This is a genomic window from Bacillus sp. GbtcB14 (genome assembly GCF_019091205.1).
In the GTDB taxonomy this organism is placed as follows: domain Bacteria; phylum Bacillota; class Bacilli; order Bacillales; family Bacillaceae_G; genus Bacillus_A; species Bacillus_A cereus_AG.
Genome location: NZ_JAGXJT010000005.1, coordinates 93,888 through 112,006 on the forward strand (window position 1 = coordinate 93,888; position 18,119 = coordinate 112,006).

Consider the following 18,119-nt stretch of genomic DNA (forward strand, 5'->3'; position numbering starts at 1 on the left):
AAATGGAGTTTTTATTATTATTTTATTTTTATTATTATTTTTCCTTTTGCTCTTCCAGACTCCGAATATTCCATTGCTTTTTGAACATCTTCAAAAGGGAAAACGCGATCGATTACCGGCTTGATTTCACCAGCTTCAATGTAGTTTGCGATAGTGCGTAGTTGATCTCCGCTTGGTTTCATAAATAAAAATGAATATTGCGCATTATGCTTTTTTTCAAGTGCAGTAAGTTTTCTACTTGCTAATGAAAATAAGAGCGTTTTGAAAAATCCGGAACCGAATTCTTTACCGAAACGAGCATTTGGCATTCCTGAAACGGAAACGATGTTGCCGCCGTTTTTTATAATGTTGAATGATTTTTCAAGTGTTGTACCGCCGATTGTATCAAATACTGCATCATAATCTTTTAGCATTTCTTCAAATTTTTCTGTTTTGTAATTAATCATTTCATCTGCGCCAAGAGACTTTACTAAATCAGAACCAGCTTCACTAGCAGTCGTTGTAACGGTAGCGCCCATTATTTTTGCTAACTGAATGGCGAAAGTACCAACTCCACCAGATCCAGCGTGAATTAAAATCTTTTGTCCTTGTTGTAATTGCATAATGTCATGTAAAGCTTGATAGGATGTTAAGCCAACGAGAGGAATCGACGCCGCTTCCTCAAAACTTAAATTTTTCGGTTTTAAGGCTATATCATCTTCATGAATGGCTATATATTCCGCGAAAGTACCGATTTTATTTTTTCTTGGACGTGCATATATTTCATCACCGGCTTTAAAGTGAGTCACTTTTGATCCAACCTTTACGATGACACCAGAAAAGTCATTCCCAAGGATTAGGGGCATTTCATATTTCAGTAACATTTTTACTTTGCCATCGCGTATTTTAAAATCAATTGGGTTAATACTAGCTGCATGAATTTCTGCGAGCACTTCATGCTCATTTATTTCAGGAGTAGGTACCTCTGCCATACGCATTGGAACTTTGCCGTATTTATCAATTATCATCGCTTTCATTTCTTATACCTCCAAATTTCAATAAAAGTTGTGCAATAGCTTTTCAATATCTAATACAAGGTTCTTTAATAAACTTAATTTTGTACGTATATCAATATAATAAAAGTTTTTTGTACCTTCTTTTCGCATTAAAATAATACCGGCTTCTCGTAAAATCCTAAGATGATGTGATACCGCTGGTCGAGAAAGATGTGTTTGTTTCGTAATTTCGCCTACACGTAATCCTGTTTGACATTCAGTTTCCATGAGAACTAACAAAATAGCTTGACGTGTTTCATCACCAATTGCCAATAATACTTTTTGAGAATCAACAAAATCTTTTTTTATAACATTTAATTGTTCTTGTTTATTCATTTTAATCACTATACCTCCTGGTAATGAGTCGAAAGGTTTAAGATGATGGACCATTACTTCGATACGGTAATGCTACATGATTGTTATATGAGCTGCAATATTGGGAAAGAAAATCGAGACGAATGAAATTTTATGTGTTGAAAGTGATAGGGGGAGAAAAGTATTTAATAATATGTTGTTTACAGAGGAGAATGGTTAAGCCATTGAGCAAAAAAATTAAGCGGTCGTAACCCTTTATAATTTTTAGGGTTACGACCGCTTATTATGTTTTCATTATTTGGGTGTCTACTAAAGTGAATTCTTTCGTTTTACTCTTTCATGCACACATAATGCAAACAGATTATAGATGTATGAAAAAGTAAAAGTAATTTGGGGCGTAATCTATCTATATGATAATTCAAAATGAAATATAAGTCTATATTTTAATGTTTTTTTGGGCTATATTTATGTCACTGAGCTCAGAACAATGATGTGGAGGGTAAATGTATGAAATCGAATTATGCACCAGTTTTAATTGTTGGAGGAGGATTATCAGGATTAGCGGCTGCGCTATTTCTTGCAAAACATAATATTGAGTACTTACTTATTGAAAGGCATCCGTCTACTGCAATTCACCCAAAAGCGGGTGGAATCACATTTCGTACGATGGAGTTATTTCGAGAATTAGGTTTAGAACAAAGAATTAGATCGGCGGGTAAAGCATTAGAAAATTGCCGAGGAAGAATAGCGGTTCACACAATAGCTGAGGCGAATAAGGAAGAATTGGAAAAAATGAGGACCGCTCAGTATGGAAACGATGAAAAATTACTTCAAAAGGTAGAAGAGATTAGTCCATCAAAACAAACGGCTTGTTATCAAATTACTTTAGAAGAGATGATGTTACAAGAAGCGAGAACATTAGGCGGAGAATTATCTTTTTATCATGAATTAGTTTCTTATGAACAAAATGAGCACGGAGTAATAGCAATGATTCGGAATCGTGAAACGGAAGAAGAAAGTATTATTCATTGTGACTATGTCATTGCAGCAGATGGGGCAAAAAGTAAAATACGTGACCAGCTAGGGATACGTACCGAGGGACGAGGTACAATCGGTGGCTATTATATGAATATTTATTTTGAAGCTGATTTAAGTGAATTTATACAAGGAGACGCATTCGGATTTTCTATGGTACTTCATCCGGAAGTTCTTGGGGCGCTTATTCCAGTTGATAACGAAAGAAGATGGATTTACCATGTATCCTACGATCCATTAAAAGAAGAACGGCCAGAGGATTTCACTATAAAACGTTGTAAACAAATTATTCAAACCGCAATCGGAAGCATAAATGTTGAGTTAGAAATAGTAAGTGTTTTACCGTGGGAAGCGACTGAAAGTATAGCCACAAAATTTCAAGATAATCGTATTTTTTTAGTTGGTGATTCTGCACATATTATGCCACCAACTGGAGGATTTGGTTCAAATACAGGGATACAAGATGCGCATAACTTAGCTTGGAAATTAGCGGCTGTTATAAAGGGAAAGGCAAAGCCAAAATTGCTAGAAACATATCATGAAGAGAGATATCCTGTTGCAAAATTAACGACAGATTATGCGAGTAGTTTACTGTTTCGTGCTGCCAATAGAGAGGAAGAAAGTTCGAATAATATGGACGGTTTAGCTGTAACTGTTGGGTATCAGTATTGTTCAAAAGCAATAATAGATGACTCAGCCAATTCACATAGAATGGATATCGTAGATTTGAGCGGACGACCTGGAACGCGAGCACCTCATTTTTTTGGAATGTATGAAGGGGAGAAGGTTTCTATATTAGACTTATTCGGTAACAATTTTGTATTACTTACTGAAATAGAAAATAGTTCTTGGGCTGAAGCTGTATTTGATGTTTCATCTAAATTAGGAATAAATATAAAAGTTTACAGCGTTGGTTTAAGGGGAGACTTTATTACTCAAGAAAATATTTTTCGTGAATTATATGGGATAGAGAATGAAGGAGTTGTACTAATTAGGCCAGATGGCTTTATTGGATGGCGTTCGGAAAAAGGTACAGCAAATCTACGTATAATGCTTAACGAGGTAATGAATCATTTATTATGTAATTTTTAAGTAACGAGGAAGAATTGTCTTATATAAGGCAATTCTTCTATTATGCTTTCAACTTACAAAATAAAAATATTGTAAGTTGAAAAAGGATATGTTAATCTTATAACCTAATTGAAATCGTATTTTTTTGTATTCAACTTACAAAAAATAAAAAATGTAAGTTGTTATTTAAATAATATTATTATGTAAATAACATGGACGGTGAGAAAAATGACAGATAAGGCGTTAACGAAAAATGTTGTTTTAGATGCAGCGGAAAAAGAGTTAATGAAATACGGATGGAGTAGGACGACACTTGTTAGTATTGCGAAGTCACTTGATGTTAGTCATGCGGCTTTATATTCTTATTTTCGGAGTAAAGTCGCATTACGCGATGCAATTTTAGAAAGGTGGCTGCTTAAGTACTCGGATCAGCTTGAGAAAATTGCAGAAAAAGATGGAGAGACAGAAAACGTTTTACAAGAGTGGTTCTTTTGCTTATTTCAGCTTAAAAAGAAAGAGCTACTTGAAAACGAAGAGTTATTTACATTGAATAGTTCGTTAGTGCAGCAAAAGAATAAGGTGATTCAAAAACATGAAGAAAGATTAGTTGGACAACTGGAGAACGTGATAAACCTTGGGATAGAGCGCAATGAGATTGAAAAACAAGATGGTTTGTTTTTAGCACATACGTTATTTGGTTTACTTTCATCGTTTTATCATCCCGCTTTTTCTGAGAGATGGAAAGAAGAGAGGGTAAACGAAGAGTTCCAAAAGTCATGGGATATTGTTGCCTGTGGTATTTTTCAGAAGTAAAAAGTTACGTATCATATAAGACTTTCAAATAGTATGAGAAGGAGAGATTATATGAGTCATTATAAAGAAGAGCAACAACGTGTAGATGTAGTTATTGAAAAAGTAGACGAGGAACTGAAAGAGCTGGATGGTCGAGTTGGTTCGGTGAAGTCTGAAATTGTCAGTATTAGAAAAAACTTTTGGGAAGATGTAAAAGTAAATATAGATAATATTAAAGAAGCGGTTGAAACAGCGGCGAGTATTAGGCAAGAGGCAGAGCTTCTTGCTGAAAGAGAACATACACATCGTCATACGAAAAATGAATATAACCTTTTAACGAAAATAAAAGAAACGCCGTATTTTGGGCGGATTGATTTTAAAGAAGATAATGAAGCGGATACTGATGAAATGTATATCGGTATCGGCTCTTTTTATGATAAAGAAAATGATGAGTTTTTAGTATACGATTGGCGGGCACCTATTTCGAGTCTTTATTATGATTACACTTTAGGGAGGGCACAATATAAAGCGCCCATCGGTACGATTTCAGGAGATTTACTTTTAAAACGTCAATACATGATTCGAAACGGAACGATTCAAAGTATGTTTGATACAGGTGTGACGATAGGTGATGAATTATTACAAGAAGCACTTGGACGAAATGCAAGTGAACAAATGAAAAGTATTGTAGCGACAATACAGAGGGAACAAAATCAAATTATTCGAAACGATAAAAGTGATGTGTTAATTGTGCAAGGGACTGCTGGGAGCGGAAAAACTTCAGCAGCACTGCAACGAGTTGCTTATTTACTGTATCGTTACCGCGGCACGGTTCACGCGGATCAAATGTTACTGTTTTCTCCGAATGAGTTGTTCAATAGTTATATTGCGAACGTTTTGCCAGAGCTTGGGGAAGAAAATATGCAACAAACGACTTTTCAAGCGTATGTGGAACATATGATTGGAAAAAGCTTTACTGTAGAAGGTTCATTTGCACAGTTAGAATACGTTTTAACGAAAAAGCATGAAAGTACGTATGAAACTAGAGTGAAAGGCATTCAATATAAATCTTCGGTTGAATTTATGGGACTACTTGAGAAATACGCGCGAAGCTTAGGTGAAAAAGGTTTACAATTTCATGATGTTACATGCAAAGGTGAAGTGCTTATAGAGGCAAAATCAATATGTGCTTATTTTTATAGTCTAGATATGTCTATTGCTATACCGAATCGAATGCAACTTACAATGGAATGGATTCTTCAGAAGTTACATGAATTTGAAAAGATAGAAGCGAAAAAAGATTGGGTGGAACGAGAAATTCAGTATGTAAATAAAGAAGATTACAATCGCATATATGAAAAAATAGAGAAGGATAATCAATTTGATTATTATGAGAAGGAACATGAGTTTTTAACGAAATATGTAGTGAAGAAACATTTTCGTTCGTTACGTAGAAGGATAAAAAAGTTCGCTTTTGTAAATCATCCTGCGATTTTTGAGCAGTTATTTGAAAGTAAGCAGAAAGATATTTTTGTACCAGATTGCTGGGGAGATATATGTAAGCAAACAGTGAAGCGTTTGAAGAATCAACAGCTAGCAAATGAAGATGCTACGCCGTATTTGTTTTTAAAAGAGTTACTGGAAGGTTTTAAAACCAATCATCTTGTGAAGTTTGTATTTATTGATGAAGTGCAAGATTATACATCATTTCAATTAGTGTTTCTAAAACGACTATTTCCGAAGGCGAAATGGACATTACTTGGTGATTGTAATCAAAATATTTTCTCGTATGATCATAATAGAGAAAACAATATTATCTCCACGTTATTTGCAGATTGTAAAGTAGAAACGGTCCATCTTAACCGTAGTTATCGATCAACAAAACCGATCATTGAATTTACAAAGTGTATGATTTCAAATGGAAATGATATTAAAGCTTTTAACAGGGAGGGTAAGAAGCCTGTTTATATAAAAGTAAGTGATGAACGAAATTATGTAGAAAATATGATTTTTAAGGTGAAAAAGTTAGAAGAAAACGGCCATAAAACAATTGCGGTTATTTGTAAAACAAATGAAGAATGTATGAAAGTTATGGGACTAATAGGGGATACGTTACAAGTCCATTTTATGCAAAAAGAGAATACAACTTATGAGAAAGGCGTTGTTATTATTCCTGCTTATTTGGCGAAAGGAATAGAATTTGACGCTGTTATCATATTTGATGCTTCAAATGAAAGTTACTATAGAGAGTCTGAGCGTAATTTGTTTTACACAGCGTGTACGAGGGCGATGCATGAATTATATGTATATTATACTGGAGAGTTAACGGACTTTCTTACACATGTTCCAGAAGCATTATATATAAGGGAGAGATGTTAAATGGGGAATCAATATAATACTTTTCAAAATTGTAGTAAAGAAGTGTCAATGTTATTACCACTTCCGAAGTATGTAAAGTTAGTACGAGAGCATGAAGAATTACGTGACGGTGTACAAGTTTCCATCAAGCGCTATCAAACAGAAGAGCCGTTACATTACGGTGGTGCTCATATTACAACTATTACTTCTCAAAATGGTAAGTGTTTATTAAGTTATACGAATATGATGCCAGTATACTCAAATAACCTGCCTCATAAAGATGATGCTGAAAAGATGGCAATGGATGTAATGGAAAAGGTTGATCAACAATATGCAAGTGGTTTAACTTTACTTCGTATGGAAAAACAAACGAGGCGGTATAAAGAGGACGGAAGCGTTGTTATTTTCCCCGTTTTGTGGGTGAAAATGATGCATCATAACGGCAGTTTCAACTGGGTGACAATTGGAGGAGAAGGACAAATCATCGAATTTGAGCGTGAAGTACGCTGGGATTATATGATGAGCCGTCGTCAAACAGAAATGTGGTATTATGATGACTGGGTGTTGGCACGTATGGGGAAAGGGGCACAATTAATGCCGCCAGCTGCTTTAGCGTAGATGTATACACGTGGTTAAAGTCTATGATACTATACGTCTAGTTATCTGGGTATGATGAGAAGAAAAGGCTATTATATAGATAATGAAATAGTAATTTCAAATAAAGGTCATCTAAATACCCCTACGTTAGAAAAGTTGAAAAAGATGGTTTTTAACGGTGAAATAGAAGAGGTGTTTTTCTCACATTATCTCGATAATCGGAAAAGTAATTTAGAACGTGAATCAATAGAAAATGTGAGGAGAAAGTAGGGATACAAGTTATCATAATAATATTTGTCTAACTGAAGAACCGGTATCTTTAGAAGGTTTCCCTAATGAATATCTATATTTTGTTGAATTATAAGAGAATGAAAAAGGGAATATAATTTTAGTGTTGTTTATGCATCATTAAATGATTTTATAAATAAGGAATGGAAGTGTTAGGGAAGTCTTTTTATAGACTTCCCTATATTTATTATGTCGAAAAAATATTATGCAAGATGTTGGTAATAAGATACATATTGTTCTAATCCTTCAACTTCCTTTTCGGGTGGCTGAATACCACCTTTTTTACCGTAGCAAACATTTCTCAAGTATTCTCCAAAAATCATAGAGCGACTCTTTTCATTTTCCATCCAATTATATCTATTAATTATAAAATCACCATCGAAACTTGTATCAAATGTATATGGAATACAAGTAACAGTTTTAGGTAAATGTTTCTTTAATACTCTATATTGCCGACCGGCTCCTAAGCTTTTGCATACAAATAGTAACCGATTAATCTTTGTGAAATCAAAAATTTTTTTCGCTTCCATTACATTAGCGATAGAATGGAGGGAATTTGTCTCAAACAAGATAGCATCTTTTGATACGCCATGTTCAATTAATTTATTTACAATTACTTCTGCTTCTGACAAATCCCCGTAATTCCAGCTCGGATGTTTCATACCATGCAAACTAGTACCACCTGTAACGATAATTTTATTTCCTAAACCTTGTCGATAAGCTTCTAGAGGAGCTTGCCAATTGCCAGGATGAGAACCGCCGAAAACGAAAATTACATCACATTTTTGTGGTGTTATTTCTTTTAGAAAAGTGATTTCTGTAATTTGATCGATTTGTTTTTTCGTAAGAGTAGGGACATCAGGATATTTAGGGATTACCATTTGAAAACCTCCTATATAGTAAAATGATAAATTCATTATATAGCGATTTTGTTAAGTGAAAAAAGGGAAGGTTTTCATTTGAAAGTACCCCTTTTAAGATAACTCACCAATAAACCAAATCTCTTTTTTATCGATTGCATCCTCATCATAAATGACTTCTTGAAAGTGCAACAGTTGGGCGGTAGGGCAAATTGAAATTCCCCATGTTTCCCAAAAATTAATTTCATTTGAAAGAGGAATCCATGTTTGAAATTCATTATTTCTATTGAAAAAATTTTGAAAGTAGTCATCGTTTTTAAATACGATAATTTGCGATTTCCATAAATTTTCTATAGAAATTAAAGTAACAACTCGATATGTATGTGTATCACTCGGTTTTGTTTTTATTAAATGATTTACTCGATCTATTAAGGTTTGCATACATAATCGTTTTACTTTTCTAGGTGTTTTACACGAATTGATAAAAGCTTGGGAAACTGGTAAAGGCATGTACCAATATTCATCGTTATAGAAAGCAGAAGGGAACGTTTTTGTATGTTCTTCAATTCGCTTTATCATAGTGTTTGTTTTTCGTTTCATCCCACGTATTTTCTTTTCACGCATTGTTAAATCATCTCCATAAATTTTTGTAATGCAGCTGAGTGATATAGATCTTTTCTAGTAATAAAAGTAGTAGGAACTTTTTTGAATCTATTAGGTAAAGGGTTGAATGATAAGTTATGTGCATGATCATTTAAAATAGATTTCATCATAATTGCTACGCCCATATTTGATTTTACACAGGCGAGTATCGCTTCAATTGTTCCGAACTCTAATACTCGTTTAGGTGAGATGTCTTCTTCTTGAAGCCAGTCTTCAAGTAAACTTCTATAATAGCAACCGTGACTAAAAGTGAGTAAATTCATATCTCCTACGTCTGTAAGAGAGGATAAAGGTTTTTTACTAATGAGAACTAATTCTTCTTCACGAAATACACTTGTATGAAGTTCAGCATGCTGAGTAGATCCTGCTATAAACGCTCCGTCTAGTCTTCGTTCTAACACTAGCCTAATTAGTTGTTCGGTCGTATTTGTTTCTAAAATCAATTCGACTTCTGGGTATTTCTCGTAGTAGGCCGTTAATATAGAGGGGAGCCTTACAGCGGTTGTAGATTCTGTACACCCGATTTTTAAAGTGCCTTTAGGCTCAGTTCCATTACTTTGAACCGCTTTTATTGATTGATCCATTAAGTGGATAATTTGTTTGGCGTATGTTAATAAAATTTCACCATTAGAGGTTAAAGTTACCCCTTTTCCGTTACGGTAAAATAAAGGCACACCTAATTCATTTTCTAGTTGTTTCATACGCATCGTTACGCCTGATTGTACATAGTTCAAATTTTTAGCTGCGTGAGAAATATTATTTACTTTCGCAACTTCGTAAAATACGGTTAAATCTTTTATGTCCACGTATCATCCCTCCGAAAAAGGTATCATTTTTTTTGATGGATTATATGATAAATCTTTATTTTATATGATATCAGAACTTTCATACAATGGAAGGGGATGGAGGGATTAATGTGTTGATCGAAGAAAGGATGAATAGTACTTATAAGTGGGTTATGTTAATTTTTGCGACAATTGCTCAAACAACAGCGACCCTTATAACGTATGGTGTAGGAGCTTTTACTTTATTTTGGAAAGAAGAATATGCGCTTACGAATATGGAGAGTGGATTGTTAATAAGTGTTGTAAATATTGGACCGTTATTTTGTATGCTTTTTGTAGGTCGGTTACTTGATCAATATAATGAAAAAATATTAATTTCTATCAGTTCATTTTTGCTAGGAGGTTCGCTTTTACTAACTAATATAGTAAGCGGATTTAATGGGCTATTATTTGTACTTTTATTAGTAGGAATGTTTTATAGTGTTTCCCAGCCAGGAGGAAGTAAAGTGATTATGAAATGGTTCCAAAAAGAAAATCGTGGATTAGCGATGGGAATAAGGCAAGCTGGTATACCGATTGGTGGCTCGTTAGCGGGAATACTAATCCCGTTTCTTACAATACAATATAATGTCACTTACGCGATAAATAGTATTGCATGCATTTGTATAATTGGAGGATTATTATTTTTTGTGTTTTATAAAGAGCCATATGTTCAGGAGGAAGCAAGGAAAGAACAGATTAAAATTTCTTTTTGGACGCAGCTAAAAGTAGTGATATGTAAGAAAGAGTTGTACCCAATATATATAACGGGTATTTGTATGATTTCATTACAAATGGTGTTAGTTGGGCATTTTATGAAATTTTTAGTAAGGGAACAATCCATTACATATATTGTAGCCGGAACAGTATTTTCAGTGATGTTCTTTTTTGGAATGATTGGCCGGGTTGCTTTAGCAGCTGTTAGTGATTTGTTTTATAAGGGGAATAGGCGCATACCTTTATTTATAGCTGTCTGTGCTTCTATCGGTTTGATTCTATTGTTAGTAATAAGCATACATACAGTAACGAGTGGAGTATTGTATGGTGTAAGTGCATTGTTAGGCTTCTTTTCAATTGGATGGTTTAGTCTTTTTATCGCCGAAGTTGCTGAATGTGCAAGTGAAGAATCTATTGGGATAACAGTTAGCTTGGCACTTACATTAAACCAGATTGCTATTATTGTTGCGCCTGTTTTATTTGGTTATATTGTGGACGAGAAAGGGTATACGTATGCGTGGTTGTGTATAGTGGTGGTACTAAGTATTTCGACAGTGAGTTTATATAATAAAAACAAAAAATAAAAGAAAGTTAGCAATGTAAATTTTTTATGAAGAAAGTCTAAAGAAATGCCGAATGAGCGACATTTCTTTTTTTATATGTTGTATAATCAAAAGAGTAAATGAGATTCGTTTTCAGTGACGTTCATTGCCCCTTTTGAAATTGCCTGTCACTTTAGCCATAATGAGTTGTTTTTCTGTATCGTTATGTGCATGATTTATTTTGTATAAAAATTTTTTAGCGTCATTTCCTTTTAATATCATAATCTATTTTCCGTAATATTCAATTTAAATTATGTTTTTGTTACCCTGTAATGAAACATCCTATCATTTAAACGATTGCGTTTATCAATATTTTTCATCGTAACAACTCCGTTTCTTATTATGTGTAACAAATGTTACATAAGATGTTAAAATTATAGTAGGGTGCATCCGATTGTATGGTGGAAATTTTGCAAGAAAGAAATACAATAGAGAGTAGCCAAAAACTGAATATGAGAAAAAGGAATCTAGCTCTAACAGAGTGAATATTAAATAATACTATAAAGTATTTGATAATCAAAAAATATAAAGTAGAATGGATGCACGTTAAGTGAAACTAGATAAAAGAGGGTTCCTAGTATGTTAAAGAAATGGTTAATTATTTTCTTTATTTTTGCTGTTTTTTGTGGAAGTGTTGTTACATTAATACATGCAAGTAAAGGAAAGAAATATGATATAAAGGCATTTTCTAATTTAAATAGTAAGCAAAAAGATGTTAAACAGGAAGTTGATGCGAATGAGAAAAAGCGTTATGAAATTGCAGCTGGAAAATTAGATCAGTATTTAAAAGATAAAGGATTTAATGGGAGTGTTCTTGTAGCAAGTAAAGACCATATCATTTTACGAAAAGGCTACGGTTATGCGAATGTGAAAGATAAAGTGTTCACGACGCCAAGAACGAAATATCGCATTGGTTCTATTACGAAAACAGTTGTTGCAATATCTATTATGCAGCTAAAAGAAAAAGGGAAATTAAATATTGAAGACAATGTAAATAAGTATATTCCATCGTTTCCAGCAGATAAAAACATTACGTTGCGAAATTTGTTAACACATACGTCCGGGTTGCCAGATCAGGGGCAAGGCAGTGTTGATGCAGCTTCACGTTTAAAGTTAGTAACGTGGATTGGTTCGCAAGCGTTACAATTTCCTGCAGGGACAGGATGGAAATATACAGACTATAATTATATGGTGCTTGCGTATATTGTAGAAAAGATTACGAATAAGCCGCTTGCTGAATATGTGAAAGAGAATGTTTTTATTCCTGTTGGTATGCATGAATCTGGAATGGGGGCAACTCTTCCTGAAGATATTTTCTTAGCAGAAGGTTATACAAAAAAAGATAATGAGTTAATAGATGCACCTCGCTTAAAAATGAACTGGTTATATGGGTGTGGTGAAATGTATACCACCGTTGAAGATATGAAAAGATTAGATGAGGCAATAATGGATGGAAAACTGTTATCTAAACAAAGTGTATTGGATATGTTTACTGCATCACCTGCAAGAAAATATGGATTTAGTTTCTATACGTATCCAGATTATTATCACAACCACGGCGTATTAGCAGGTTGGAATACTTTTAATAATTTTAACTGGGATAAAAAAACGTTTGTTATATTATTCTCTAACGTCCAAAATGGTATGAATGATGCATTTAATCAAGAGTTTAGGAAAATGGCGAATGATTTAATAGAAGGAAAATAATGATTTGTAAATCGGTATTGATATGAATTTATCAATACCGATTTTTTATTTGGGAATGTTCAGCGAAGGAGTAACTATGAAGGAAGAATATTAGAATAATTTTATATAGGAAGTTAAATGATATGAATGTTAAATATAGGAAAGTTGCTGCGTGAAGTTCATCTATTCGCATCGAATTTATGCAAAAAGCAAATTGGTAATTTTTACATCGATAAAAAAGCTTGAGCTTCACACTATGTGAAGCTTTACATTATTGAAGTAACGAACAGGAGGTTAAAAAAATGAAAAAAGCAGTAAAGTTTTGTTTAATAGCTACATTATCTACAACGATTATTAGTGGATGTTCTTTTGAAGGTAACAATGAAAATGCTAAAGGGAAAGAGAATGGAAAAGTAGAGGTACAGAAAACCGTCGGGAAATATACGATGCCCGATGAAAAAGATAAACATGAAGGTACATGGCTGCAATGGCCTCATGAATACACATATGGTGAAGAGTATAAGCAGGAAGTTGAACCGATTTGGGTTAAGATGGCAAGTGCTTTAACTGAGGGTGAGAAAGTCCACATTGTTGCATACGATGAGGAGGAGAAAGAGAGAATCAATACGCTTTTAATAGATAAAGGACTGAATATGGATAAAATTGATTTCTTTATCGCTCCTACTGATGATGTATGGGCACGAGATAGTGGACCGATTTTTGTTTATGACAATAATAAAAATTTAAAAATATTAGATCCGGCATTTAATGGATGGGGAAAGAAAACGCCTTATAAAAATGATGCTCGTATACGTGAAAATATTAGTAAACAATCAGGGATTGAAAGAATTGATTGGGGGAAATTTGTCCTTGAAGGCGGCGCAATTGAATTAGACAGCAATGGGACTGCTTTATTAACTCGAAGTGCAGTAACGAATAAAAATAGAAATCCTGATTTATCGGAAAAGGAAATCGAAAAATATATAAGTGATCTTGGGGTGTCGAACTTTATTTGGTTAGACGGAGTACCTAATTTAGATATTACGGATTTTCATATTGATGGATTTGCTAAATTCCATAATAAATCTACCATTGTAACGATGAAAGAAGATGACCTAGCCGAATGGGGTTTATCTAATAAAGATATGGATACATTGTTAGATGCAAAAAATGCTTCAGGAAAGAAATATAAGTATGAATACTTACCGCTTAGTAAAGAAAAAGTTGTATTAGAAAATGGAAAAACTCTCGATTATAAAGGGTCATATATCAATTATTATATTGGGAATACAGTGGTATTGGTGCCTAATTATAATGATCCAAATGATAAAATCGCAAACGATACGATTCAGAAATTATACCCAGATCGTAAAGTAGTTGGTATTGATGTGAGAGAGCTTTATAAAAATGGCGGTATGATTCATTGTGTGACACAACAACAACCGATTGCATTGAAGTAATGGATTGGAATTTCGTTATGTTGCTTTTGAGACAAAATAGGTGAAATCCTAACTTTACCTATTTTGTCATTCCTTATTATCTGAAACAATTAAATTTAAATATAATGATAAATGAATTATAGTGTGTATTCGCTTTTCGTTTTATATAAAAAAGGAGAAAAATGTTTGTGTTAAAGAACTTAAAAATAGTATTTTCGTTTTTCCCTATCGTTCTACAGTACATTTTAAATGTAGCTTTGATTTGTTTAGGGATTGTATTAAGTGTGTTTCTTATGAAAGAAGTCGTTCAATTTATACAAGAACTGAAATTAAATGGTGAAGAATCTAGTTATCATTTAATTGATAGTATCGTCGTATTTTTTTTATATTTTGAATTCATCGTAATGATTATAAAGTATTTTCAAATGAATTTTCATTTCCCATTACGATATTTTATATATATAGGTATAACAGCTATCGTTCGTCTCATTATTATAGATCACGATAGTCCGATAGATTCATTGTTATATGCCTGCGCGATTCTTGTACTAATTAGTGCTTTATTCATTGCAAATTTTAAAATAATGCGTCGTGATTTAGAAGAGTAGACTTTTGTTGTTGAAATTAAATAAGGTATTTTATCTTTTGGAAAAAAGGAGTAACGGTATTGAAAGAAATAATCTTAACCAGCCTCATCATGATAGGGTTTATGATTCTACTATTTAATTGTATACTCTCATGATTTAAAAAATAAAAAGTTAATAAGGGAAGAGGTTTTTGTAAATATGGTGCATTACAATAATCAAAATAGTTTACATCAAATATTTACATTAAAAGGGACAATTATAAGAGATATTTTCCCACAAATCTTATTTTATACGTGTGTTTCAACGATAGTAGCTGTGATTAATTATTACTATGCAGAAATAAATATAAATCAGACTCCTTGGGTAATCGTCGGGGGAGCTTTAGGATTATTATTAGTATTTCGTACTAACACTGCTTATGATCGGTACTGGGAAGGTAGGAAGTTATTTGGCACGATTGGTGCTTGTACTAGAAATTTGGCAGTTAGTTTTTTGTGTTATTGGGAGTCCGAGGGGAAAAAGATAGATCAGGAAAAACTAAAATTTTTACATTTATTAATTGCTTTTCCAAAGATAGCGAAAGGACATTTGAGAGACGAAAAAGATTTATCTGAAATAAAGGCATTGTTTAACATTTGTTCTGAGAAGGAAAAAGAAATGTTGACCGAGTCTATACATTTACCGATTAGTATAGTTCTTATGTTAAAAACTATACTATCAAAAGGCTTGAAATCTGGTCAAATTCATCCAAATGCAATAATTAATATGGAAGCTGATTTGAATAATCTGCTTACGGCTGTGGGGGGATGTGATCGTATTAAAACGACACCTATTCCTTTTGCATATTTTGCGCATATAAAAATTTTATTGCTCATATTTTGCGGGACGTTACCAATTGGTCTTGTTGATAGTCTTGGCTGGGTTACAGTACTTGCAACTACGTTTATAAGTTTTGCGTTTATTGGTATTGAAGCAATAGGAGTTGAAATTGAAGATCCTTTTGGGCAGGATCCGAATGACCTTCCATTAGAAGCGATTTGTATAGGTGTAGAAATGCATATATTGAATTTATGTCAACATCGTCTGCTAGAAGTAATGGAGATGCATTGTGATGAGAAAATTATGTAACGATTAAGTCGGCGCTATTGCATTTCTAAATCTTGTCAAGAGCCAATTTACGCCTCAATGACGGCTTTATATTTTTTATATAAATATATAATATTTCTCCGTGCTATAATCCACTCAAGAAATGTGCGTGTTTCAAAATTTGTAATGAAAAGTGAAAGGTATTGTGGAAGAGCAGGCCACTCAATTATTATAAAAAGTGAGGTAAATAAGATGGAACAAAAACAAAAGGGAATTATTTTTACTGCGATACCAGATGAATCAAATGAGTATTATGAACCATTTTATGAAGAACTTATTTATTTTAATGAAAATTTAAATGAAAAAAAGGGAGTTACTGATCAACTTATTTCTTTATCTGTTGAAGAGCAAGACTTTCATACAAGTTTCTTTGAATATGATGATATTTGGCTAAGGGATGTTGCGCCAGTTGTAACGAATCATTTAGTTAAATTTAAATATCGACCAAATTATTTGCCAGATGATCAAGGACGATATTTAGATCAACAATTTAATAAATGGTTGAAAAAGAATGACTTTGAATATGTGAAATCCCCGTTAATATTAGATGGTGGCAATCTAATTTGGAATAAAAAAGATACTGTTATATTAACAGAACGCGTATTTGATGATAATGACGATTGGACAGAAGAGGAAATTATTGAGCAATTAGAATGGGATTTAGATGTGAGCCGAGTTATTATTATTCCTGCTGAAGAAGGAGACGTACTTGCACACGCAGACGGAATGGTTAAATTTATTGATGAACATACGATGTTTATTAGTGATTTTCTAGGGGATCATGAATTTAGATATCATGTTCAAGAGATTATTCAAGAGCAAATGCCAGAGGCTGAATTCATAGTTGTTCCTTCCTCATATACAGAGAAAGGGCAATATGATCAAGAAATAGCATCGGCAAAAGGTTTATATATAAATATGTTAGAAACATTTGATGCTCTGTATGTCCCTAAGTTTGGACTAGCTAAAGATGGGGAAGTTTTACGATATATTCAACAATATACGGAGAAACAAGTTATTCAAATTCATGTAGGAGAAATATCGACTATGGGAGGCGCAATGAATTGTTTAACGTGGTATTGTCCAAGTCAATTATTACCATCGAAAATGAAGAGATTAGACAATCAAAATGAAGGTTCTTCAGTTAGAAAGATTTTTGATTGGTTTTAAAATAAGCTTATAAGAGAATGTATTCAAGGGGTAAGTATATGTATACAATTACTGAGTTTTCACGGATTTGTAAAATGAGTACACGGATGTTAAGACATTATGATAAAGAGGAAATATTGAAACCGGCATATGTAAATCCAGTTAATGGATATAGATATTATGAGCAAGGGCAGCTAGAGATAGCGTTGAAAATTAAAAAGCTGAGGGAGTACAAGTTTCCTTTGCCGAAAATTAAAGTCATTCTCCAGTCATCAGATCAAAATTCATTTATTCAGCATATGCAAGCGCAAATTGTAGAATTGTCTCATGAGGTAAAACAAAATTTACAGGTTATTTCTGAAATGAATGAAATGGTTAATATGAATCATGCTTTAAATATTGCTCGTCATAGAAATTACGATATATTAATGGGAACGAGAAATGAAATAATAGTAATTGCTCAAAGGTTACAAATAGATATAGATGATATGGATGATTATTTCTATGATTTATATGAAGAAGTACAAAAAAATAACTTTCAAATAGTTGGTTCGCCTTCTAGCGTCTTTTATGATGAAGAGTTTATGCCAGGCCACAGTGATATTGAATTAAGAATACCGATTATGGATGGAGACAATAAAAGTGTATTACAAGGGTGCGAAATAAAAAAGATACACCAACATCAAATTATTACCACTATGCATTATGGCAGCTATGACTATATAGGTTATGCTTATATGGCGTTAGAAGAGTGGGTGGAAAGGAACGGTTATATAATTGATGGTCATCCATATGAAGTCTATATAAAAGGGCCTGAATGTGATTGTTTAGCAGAAGAGTATGTGACACAAATTTGTTTTTTAGTTATGAAAATAGACTGAGAATAAGGATTGACATTAACATTATGTCAATCCTTATTCTATTTATGTAAGTAATTTATCATAATAAAAAGGAGA

Annotated in this window: 16 protein-coding genes and 1 pseudogene; 11 read left to right on the plus strand and 6 right to left on the minus strand. The window is 33.2% G+C overall.

Going from position 1 to position 18,119, the window contains the following annotated elements; genetic code table 11:
- Window positions 1–17 precede the first annotated feature (17 nt).
- A complete protein-coding gene (locus KVT31_RS16035) occupies window positions 18–1,016 on the minus strand; it encodes an NADP-dependent oxidoreductase (protein WP_088097205.1) in 999 nt (332 codons plus the stop codon).
- A gap of 18 nt (window positions 1,017–1,034) precedes the next feature.
- Window positions 1,035–1,379 carry an ArsR/SmtB family transcription factor gene (locus KVT31_RS16040; protein ID WP_048557152.1) on the minus strand — a complete coding sequence of 115 codons (345 nt, stop codon included), beginning with the start codon at window positions 1,377–1,379 and terminating at the stop codon, window positions 1,035–1,037.
- Window positions 1,380–1,856: 477 nt separating this feature from the next.
- On the opposite strand from KVT31_RS16040, the gene KVT31_RS16045 reads away from it, so the two are divergent.
- From KVT31_RS16045 to KVT31_RS16060, 4 genes are all read left to right on the plus strand, one after another.
- Window positions 1,857–3,476 carry an FAD-dependent oxidoreductase gene (locus KVT31_RS16045; RefSeq protein ID WP_217613534.1) on the plus strand — a complete coding sequence of 540 codons (1,620 nt, stop codon included), beginning with the start codon at window positions 1,857–1,859 and terminating at the stop codon, window positions 3,474–3,476.
- Window positions 3,477–3,683: 207 nt separating this feature from the next.
- The gene (locus KVT31_RS16050; RefSeq protein ID WP_088097203.1) at window positions 3,684–4,268 is read left to right on the plus strand and encodes a TetR/AcrR family transcriptional regulator; all 585 of its coding nucleotides are present in this window, start codon (window positions 3,684–3,686) and stop codon (window positions 4,266–4,268) included.
- Between the two features lie 51 nt (window positions 4,269–4,319).
- Window positions 4,320–6,626, plus strand: a complete 2,307-nt coding sequence (helD, locus tag KVT31_RS16055; protein WP_088097202.1) for an RNA polymerase recycling motor HelD — start codon at window positions 4,320–4,322, stop codon at window positions 6,624–6,626.
- The gene (locus tag KVT31_RS16060; RefSeq protein WP_088097201.1) at window positions 6,627–7,223 is read left to right on the plus strand and encodes a hypothetical protein; all 597 of its coding nucleotides are present in this window, start codon (window positions 6,627–6,629) and stop codon (window positions 7,221–7,223) included.
- Window positions 7,224–7,693: 470 nt separating this feature from the next.
- Here the strand turns inward: KVT31_RS16060 and KVT31_RS16065 are convergent, their stop codons facing one another.
- The 3 genes from KVT31_RS16065 to KVT31_RS16075 all read right to left on the minus strand — a co-directional run bounded on the left by KVT31_RS16065 (window position 7,694) and on the right by KVT31_RS16075 (window position 9,819).
- Window positions 7,694–8,371, minus strand: a complete 678-nt coding sequence (locus KVT31_RS16065; RefSeq protein WP_088097200.1) for a YdcF family protein — start codon at window positions 8,369–8,371, stop codon at window positions 7,694–7,696.
- A gap of 93 nt (window positions 8,372–8,464) precedes the next feature.
- Complete coding sequence (locus tag KVT31_RS16070; RefSeq protein WP_088097199.1) at window positions 8,465–8,974, minus strand: DUF3916 domain-containing protein; 510 nt, start codon at window positions 8,972–8,974, stop codon at window positions 8,465–8,467.
- 2 nt (window positions 8,975–8,976) lie between these two features.
- Window positions 8,977–9,819, minus strand: a complete 843-nt coding sequence (locus KVT31_RS16075; RefSeq protein ID WP_088097198.1) for a LysR family transcriptional regulator — start codon at window positions 9,817–9,819, stop codon at window positions 8,977–8,979.
- Between the two features lie 86 nt (window positions 9,820–9,905).
- Here KVT31_RS16075 and KVT31_RS16080 point away from each other — a divergent pair, with 86 nt between their 5' ends.
- The gene (locus KVT31_RS16080; protein WP_140392513.1) at window positions 9,906–11,138 is read left to right on the plus strand and encodes an MFS transporter; all 1,233 of its coding nucleotides are present in this window, start codon (window positions 9,906–9,908) and stop codon (window positions 11,136–11,138) included.
- Window positions 11,139–11,249: 111 nt separating this feature from the next.
- On the opposite strand, the pseudogene KVT31_RS30290 reads toward KVT31_RS16080, so the two are convergent.
- Window positions 11,250–11,476: pseudogene (locus KVT31_RS30290) on the minus strand (hypothetical protein).
- Between the two features lie 259 nt (window positions 11,477–11,735).
- Here KVT31_RS30290 and KVT31_RS16090 point away from each other — a divergent pair.
- The 6 genes from KVT31_RS16090 to KVT31_RS16115 all read left to right on the plus strand — a co-directional run bounded on the left by KVT31_RS16090 (window position 11,736) and on the right by KVT31_RS16115 (window position 18,044).
- The gene (locus tag KVT31_RS16090) at window positions 11,736–12,863 is read left to right on the plus strand and encodes a serine hydrolase domain-containing protein (RefSeq protein WP_088097197.1); all 1,128 of its coding nucleotides are present in this window, start codon (window positions 11,736–11,738) and stop codon (window positions 12,861–12,863) included.
- A gap of 281 nt (window positions 12,864–13,144) precedes the next feature.
- Window positions 13,145–14,302 (plus strand): agmatine deiminase family protein, encoded by a 1,158-nt coding sequence (locus KVT31_RS16095; RefSeq protein WP_098343517.1) that lies wholly within the window; start codon window positions 13,145–13,147, stop codon window positions 14,300–14,302.
- Window positions 14,303–14,469: 167 nt separating this feature from the next.
- Entirely contained in the window at window positions 14,470–14,889 is a 420-nt protein-coding gene (psiE, locus tag KVT31_RS16100) for a phosphate-starvation-inducible protein PsiE (protein ID WP_140392511.1), read from the plus strand.
- A 177-nt stretch (window positions 14,890–15,066) separates the two neighbouring features.
- Window positions 15,067–15,996, plus strand: coding sequence for a bestrophin family protein (locus tag KVT31_RS16105; protein ID WP_088097195.1), 930 nt, complete (start codon window positions 15,067–15,069; stop codon window positions 15,994–15,996).
- Window positions 15,997–16,206: 210 nt separating this feature from the next.
- Complete coding sequence (locus KVT31_RS16110) at window positions 16,207–17,184, plus strand: agmatine deiminase family protein (RefSeq protein ID WP_088097194.1); 978 nt, start codon at window positions 16,207–16,209, stop codon at window positions 17,182–17,184.
- A 38-nt stretch (window positions 17,185–17,222) separates the two neighbouring features.
- A complete protein-coding gene (locus KVT31_RS16115) occupies window positions 17,223–18,044 on the plus strand; it encodes a MerR family transcriptional regulator (protein WP_088097193.1) in 822 nt (273 codons plus the stop codon).
- Window positions 18,045–18,119 lie beyond the last annotated feature (75 nt).

Bases quoted from the DNA above. Each gene is read 5' to 3' on its own strand.
- KVT31_RS16045 (WP_217613534.1), top strand. From the start codon at position 1,857: ATGAAATCGAATTATGCACCAGTTTTAATTGTTGGAGGAGGATTATCA.
- KVT31_RS16090 (WP_088097197.1), top strand. From the start codon at position 11,736: ATGTTAAAGAAATGGTTAATTATTTTCTTTATTTTTGCTGTTTTTTGT.
- KVT31_RS16110 (WP_088097194.1), top strand. From the start codon at position 16,207: ATGGAACAAAAACAAAAGGGAATTATTTTTACTGCGATACCAGATGAA.
- KVT31_RS16065 (WP_088097200.1), bottom strand. From the start codon at position 8,371: ATGGTAATCCCTAAATATCCTGATGTCCCTACTCTTACGAAAAAACAA.
- helD (WP_088097202.1), top strand. From the start codon at position 4,320: ATGAGTCATTATAAAGAAGAGCAACAACGTGTAGATGTAGTTATTGAA.
- KVT31_RS16035 (WP_088097205.1), bottom strand. From the start codon at position 1,016: ATGAAAGCGATGATAATTGATAAATACGGCAAAGTTCCAATGCGTATG.
- KVT31_RS16050 (WP_088097203.1), top strand. From the start codon at position 3,684: ATGACAGATAAGGCGTTAACGAAAAATGTTGTTTTAGATGCAGCGGAA.
- KVT31_RS16070 (WP_088097199.1), bottom strand. From the start codon at position 8,974: ATGCGTGAAAAGAAAATACGTGGGATGAAACGAAAAACAAACACTATG.
- KVT31_RS16080 (WP_140392513.1), top strand. From the start codon at position 9,906: ATGGAAGGGGATGGAGGGATTAATGTGTTGATCGAAGAAAGGATGAAT.
- KVT31_RS16095 (WP_098343517.1), top strand. From the start codon at position 13,145: ATGAAAAAAGCAGTAAAGTTTTGTTTAATAGCTACATTATCTACAACG.
- KVT31_RS16060 (WP_088097201.1), top strand. From the start codon at position 6,627: ATGGGGAATCAATATAATACTTTTCAAAATTGTAGTAAAGAAGTGTCA.
- KVT31_RS16105 (WP_088097195.1), top strand. From the start codon at position 15,067: ATGGTGCATTACAATAATCAAAATAGTTTACATCAAATATTTACATTA.
- KVT31_RS16115 (WP_088097193.1), top strand. From the start codon at position 17,223: ATGTATACAATTACTGAGTTTTCACGGATTTGTAAAATGAGTACACGG.